Annotated in this window: 4 protein-coding genes; 3 read left to right on the top strand and 1 reads right to left on the bottom strand. The window is 43.2% G+C overall.

All coding sequences use genetic code 11. From position 1 onward, the window contains the following. Positions 1-289 precede the first annotated feature (289 nt). Positions 290-724, bottom strand: coding sequence for a peroxiredoxin (locus tag IM477_RS14300; RefSeq protein ID WP_287732238.1), 435 nt, complete (start codon positions 722-724; stop codon positions 290-292). 350 nt (positions 725-1,074) lie between these two features. Here IM477_RS14300 and IM477_RS14295 point away from each other — a divergent pair, with 350 nt between their 5' ends. The 3 genes from IM477_RS14295 (at position 1,075) to pta (ending at position 5,431) form a co-directional block, all read left to right on the top strand. Further along, positions 1,075-2,871: an N-acetylmuramoyl-L-alanine amidase family protein gene (locus IM477_RS14295; protein ID WP_287732236.1), complete on the top strand. Its 1,797-nt coding sequence runs from the start codon at positions 1,075-1,077 to the stop codon at positions 2,869-2,871. 278 nt (positions 2,872-3,149) lie between these two features. Continuing rightward, a complete protein-coding gene (locus tag IM477_RS14290; protein WP_287732235.1) occupies positions 3,150-3,338 on the top strand; it encodes a hypothetical protein in 189 nt (62 codons plus the stop codon). Then, the gene (pta, locus tag IM477_RS14285) at positions 3,335-5,431 is read left to right on the top strand and encodes a phosphate acetyltransferase (RefSeq protein ID WP_287732234.1); all 2,097 of its coding nucleotides are present in this window, start codon (positions 3,335-3,337) and stop codon (positions 5,429-5,431) included. The genes IM477_RS14290 and pta overlap by 4 nt, the downstream gene beginning before the upstream one ends. Positions 5,432-5,638 lie beyond the last annotated feature (207 nt).

Raw genomic sequence — 5,638 nt, 5'->3', positions numbered from 1 at the left:
CGTTTCAGGCTTTGTTGCCCTCTCTTTTCGTACCAGTTTATGTACTACAATAAGGATAATGCAATGTTTTTGAGGGTCCCAATCCGATTTTCATGCTGCGAAAATCGGATTTTAACAGGTCAAAAGCCTTATTTTAAAAGGGTTTTACCATTATTCAGCAAGCCCTAGTTAGTTGAAGTTTATCAGGGTGATCATACTAAATCCGGTTATTAAAAACTGATTATCAGTGAACTGGGGTATCGGGTGTATTAGGCTCCCCTAACACACCCAGAAAAGATTTTAGGAAAAATTAACCGACTACACAGAGAATATCCGATGCGTGACTAGCGGTATTCACTTTGTCATCCACATGGCTAATTTTGCCTTCTGCATCGATGATATAGGTGACGCGCTTAGAATAGCCACCACCATCGACATCATAAGCTTTGGTGATAGCACCATTGGTATCTACTAGCAATTGGAAGGGTAAACCGTATTTTTCTTTAAATTGTGCATGGGAACCTTGGTCATCCCTGCTCACCCCGAAGACTACTATTTCCTTGTCTTGGTATTGTTGGTAGTTATCCCGGAAGCTTTGCGCTTCCTTGGTGCAGCCGGGGGTATCATCTTTGGGATAGAAGTATAAAACTAGGACTTTACCTTGAAAATCCGACAGGGAAACGGTTTTTCCAGTATCGTCGGTGGTGGTAAAGTTCGGCGCGATTGTTCCAACGGTTAAAGCCATAACTCCGATTCCTTTACAAAAGTTAATCTATCTTGATCATAAGAGATGAGGGTCAAAAACAGGGAGAGGGGTGATGGGGTGGTCACTGCGTGCGCGTTGCGGGGGGTGATGGGGTGGTCACTGCGTGCGCGTTGCGGGGGGTGATGGGGTGGTCACTGCGTGCGCGTTGCGGGGGGGGATGGGGAAGTGGGGAAGTGGGGAAGTGGGGTGGTGGGGTGGTGGGGAAGTGGGAGCCAGAGCATTTGTACTAAATTTCCCGATCAGTTTAAATACAGTACAACTGAGAAGACGAACAACAAACCTCTAGAATTTGTCCTAGGATAATATTTGTCAGCTAAGAGGGGGATAATATGGGGACATTCTGGTTAAAAGTGAGAACTTTTGGGCAAAATATCTTAATTGGTTGGGGTTTAGTCCTATTAATCGGTTTTTATCACAGTATCAGCGCTAAATCTACCTCATTGATGATTGTTTATCCTCCCGATAATCATCAAACCACGGCCTCTAGAATCTTTTTTATTGGCTCTGCTCCTCCATCGGGTCAAGTTTTGCTCAATAATCAACCGATTCAACGCAGTGCTAAAGGATATTTTGCCCCTAGTTTTCCCCTAGAAGTTGGCGAAAATAATTTCACTATTCGCTATCAAAACCAAACTATTAATCGCCAAATAATTCGTCGAGATACTCAAGCAATTATTCCTCAAGAATTAGCTTTTGCTGATAACTCTCTCAGTCCTTCTGTCAATAAGACGAGGTTAGTGGGGGAATGGATTTGTTTTAGTGCGATTGCCACTCCCAAAGCTCAGGTTTCTGTGCAGTTAGGAGATAAAATCCTGCCTCTTTTACCCCAACCTCAAACCACAAAATTGCCTAGTAATGCCGCAGTTTTAACTAATCTCAATCAAGCGAAGTCCGAGGATAAAACTGGTTACTATCGAGGTTGTCAGCAGTTTAAGCAAGAGGCTAACTTAGGAAAACCTATTTTTACAGCACAATTAAATAATCGCTCGATTAGCCAACAAGGTCAAGGAGAAATTAACATTATTAGCGATCAAAATTTACCGGTGATTGAAATTATAGTTGCGGAAGGGGTAGCTCGCACGGGGCCGGGTAGTGATTATTCCCGTTTAACTCCTTTACCCCAAGGCACGAAAGCGAGAGTCACTGGGAAAGAAGGGGATTGGTTACGGTTAGATTATGGTGGTTGGATTTTAGAGCGAGAAACCCGTTTAATAGTCAATGAGGTATTGGATAATGCTAATATTCGCGGTCTCTCTTCTCGAAGTATCAATCAAGCAACGGAAATTATTTTTCCCCTCTCCCATCCTGTACCGATCGCCGTGGCACAAGAAGATGATAAATTTATTTTGACTCTTTATAATACCATTGCCCAAACCGATACAATTTTTCTGGTGGATAATCCTTTAGTAAGACGTTTAGATTGGCGACAAATCAACCCGACCACGATAGAATACACTTTTAATCTTAACCAAAAACAACAGTGGGGTTATAGTCTTCGTTACCAGGGGACAAATTTAATCTTAACCCTGCGTCATCCCCCGGAAAAAAGTGATAATTTACAGGGCAAAGTTATTTTATTAGATCCCGGACACGGAGGTAAAGAAACCGGTGCTGTCGGTCCGACGGGTTACACAGAAAAAGAGATTAATTTGGTTATGTCTAAATTAATTAAACGGGAGTTAGAAAAATTGGGGGCAACAGTTTATTTAACCAGAGAAACTGACATCGACCTATCCCTACCAGCACGAGTAGAGATGATTAATAATCTGCAACCAACCCTAGCAATATCGGTTCACTATAATGCTTTACCTGATGATGGAGATGCCTTAAATACTCAAGGAATTGGCATATTTTGGTATCATCCCCAGGCAGCGGATTTATCAGTTTTTCTCCACGATTATTTAACTAAAAATCTTAACCGTCCTTCCTATGGAGTATTTTGGAATAATTTAGCTTTAACTCGTCCCTATAGTAGTCCTTCTTTGTTATTAGAGTTAGGATTTATGAGTAATCCTCAAGAATTTGAATGGATTACCGATACTCAGGCACAAAAACAATTAGCGCAAGTTTTAGCCGCCGGAATTAGCCAATGGTTTCAACAATCTGGGGTAATTGCTTCCAGTTAAGATTTAATGGCAATCCGAGGGAGATAAGCTTAAATCTTTGTGAAAAATCAAGCCCTAGCTGGAAAGCCCGTGATAGGATTTTATGGAGTTTTTATCTTAATCTGAGGAAATTAAATCAAGTTCATGGAAAAAATGTTACCAGTGAACAGCAATCGGACAAAATAACTGCTAGATTACAAGGTATAGTCCATCACTCCCTAGTAGATATTCAAACAGCGATCACTCTGTAAGAAAAATCTCTGGATGAGCAAACAACTGAAGATAGTTTACCTGAAAATTTGCCAACAGTTCACACCCTTATAGACAACTTAATCGCAGAATTTCCACCCCTTGATCAACAACTAAAAGTTAATTATTGCCATCAACAGATTCACCAAAATTATCCTGATTTAGCTGAAAAAGCCCACCTCAAGGTTGGGGTGGGTGAATTAAATCCCACTCCTGTTATTATTCTCCTCTACCCATGACTAACTCTTTATATATCAGCACGACGGCAACGGGAAGCGGTAAAGCGTTAGTAGCTTTAGGAATTATTGACTTAATTCTCCGCAAAACTAATAAAGTTGCTTTTTTCCAGCCAATTGTTCTCGACTGCTCCGAAGGTCATCGGGACGAAGACATTGACTTAATCCTCAATTATTTTAAATTAGAACAAACCTACGAAGAAGCCTTCGGTTTATGTTACGAAGAAGTTAAGGATTTATTGGTACAACAAAAATTTGATGAAATCATCGAAAGAATTATCAAAAAGTTTAAAAACTTAGAAAAAAAATATGATTTTATCCTCTGTGAAGGTTCCGATTATCTGCAAGAAAATTCCGCCTTTGAATTTGAACTAAATACAGAAATCGCCAAAAATCTCGGCCATCCCATCTTAATATTAGGTAATGCCCACAATCGCAGTATCGAAGATGCCCTTAGTCCGATCCTGATTTCCTGCGACACCTACCAAGATAAAGGTTGTACGGTGATTGGGATTATTATCAATCAAGCTGAAGAGGAAAAAATAGACGAATTACGGAAAAGCCTGACTAAAATTTTTCCCCCCCAAGAATATGCCCTAGGAGTGATTCCCCACAATGCCAAACTGAGCAGCCCGCGAGTGGCAGAAATCGCCCAACAATTACAGGCAAAAGTTCTCTACGGACAGCAGAGATTAGATAGTTTAGCTAGTAACTTTCTGGTGGTGGCCATGCAGATGCAAAATGCCCTAGAGCGGTTAAAAGAAGATAGTTTAATTATCACTCCTTGGGATCGCGGCGATGTGATTATCGGGATGTTACAGGCCCACCAATCGGCCAATTATCCCCAATTAGCCGGTATAGTCTTAACAGCAGGTCATAGTCTCAATCCTTCGATCGCCCGTTTAATTGACGGTTTGCCCGATCCCTTACCGATTCTCTCCGTCACCACCGATACCTACACCACGGCCGAACGCATCCACCAAGTGCGGACCGCCCTGACCTCGACGGACTACGATAAAATTAACCTCAGTCTGCAGCTTTTTCACAGTAACATCAATCTCGATCGCCTAGAAGCGCAAATTCGCACTTTGCGGACCCAGGGGATTACCCCGAAGATGTTCACCTATAATCTCGTACAACAGGCCAAAGCGCAAAAACGTCACATCGTTTTGGCCGAGGGTACTGAACCGCGCATCCTCCGGGCAGCCACAGTTTTAATCGAACAGGATATCGTCGATTTAACCCTCTTGGGACAACCGGACGAGATCGCAATGGTGATTAAAAAACATGGTATCACTCTCGATCTCGATCGCCTGCAAATTATTGACCCCGTGGCTAGTCCCCATTTTGAAAGCTATGTGCAGACCCTCTACGAAGCGAGAAAAGCCAAGGGAATGAATCTCGATCTGGCCCGGGATTATGCACAGGATGTCTCCTATTTTGGCACTTTAATGGTGTATCAAGGCGATGCCGATGGTATGGTATCGGGGGCAGTGCATACCACTCAACACACGATTCGGCCTGCACTCCAGATTATCAAAACTAAGCCCGATTGTGCGATCGTCTCCTCGGTCTTTTTTATGTGTCTAGAGGATCGAGTCTTGGTCTATGGGGATTGTGCGGTCAATCCCGACCCCAGTGCCGAGGAATTAGCCGAAATCGCCCTATCTTCTGCCGAAACCGCCCAAAAATTCGGAATAGAGCCGCGAATCGCCCTGCTTTCCTATTCTTCGGGTCAATCGGGCCAGGGAGAAGACGTGGAAAAAGTACGACGAGCGACCAAAATCGCTAGGGAAAAACGCCCCGATTTGAAGCTAGAAGGGCCGATTCAATACGATGCGGCCGTGGATAAGGAAGTAGCCGCCCAAAAAATGCCGGGGTCAGAGGTAGCGGGCCAAGCGACGGTGTTTATTTTTCCTGACCTGAATACAGGTAATAATACTTATAAAGCCGTGCAGCGGGAAACGAAAGCTTTAGCGATTGGTCCAATCCTACAGGGATTAAAAAAACCCGTCAATGATCTCAGTCGCGGTTGTACCGTTCCCGATATTATCAATACGGTGGTAATCACGGCAATTCAATCCCAATCTTTTTGAGTTATCGTCATTTCAGAATCGATATTCACCAAGCCGTATTCGGTAGCGATTGGCTGTAAAATTTGTTCATCGAAAATTTTGGGTGGGAAACCCCGCCGTTCTAGGTTGGCTTTACGTTAGAATTAAAAAGACCGTCTCGAAAACCAAGTGGGCGGACAGCACCTTGAAAACTCGGCTTAGGGGGTTCCGTTCAGAAAAGCTTGTCCG

Origin of the sequence: Microcystis sp. M090S1, assembly GCF_020246295.1 — a bacterium.
GTDB classification, from domain to species: Bacteria; Cyanobacteriota; Cyanobacteriia; order Cyanobacteriales; family Microcystaceae; genus Microcystis; species Microcystis aeruginosa.
This window is presented reverse-complemented; position numbering and strand designations above follow the sequence as displayed.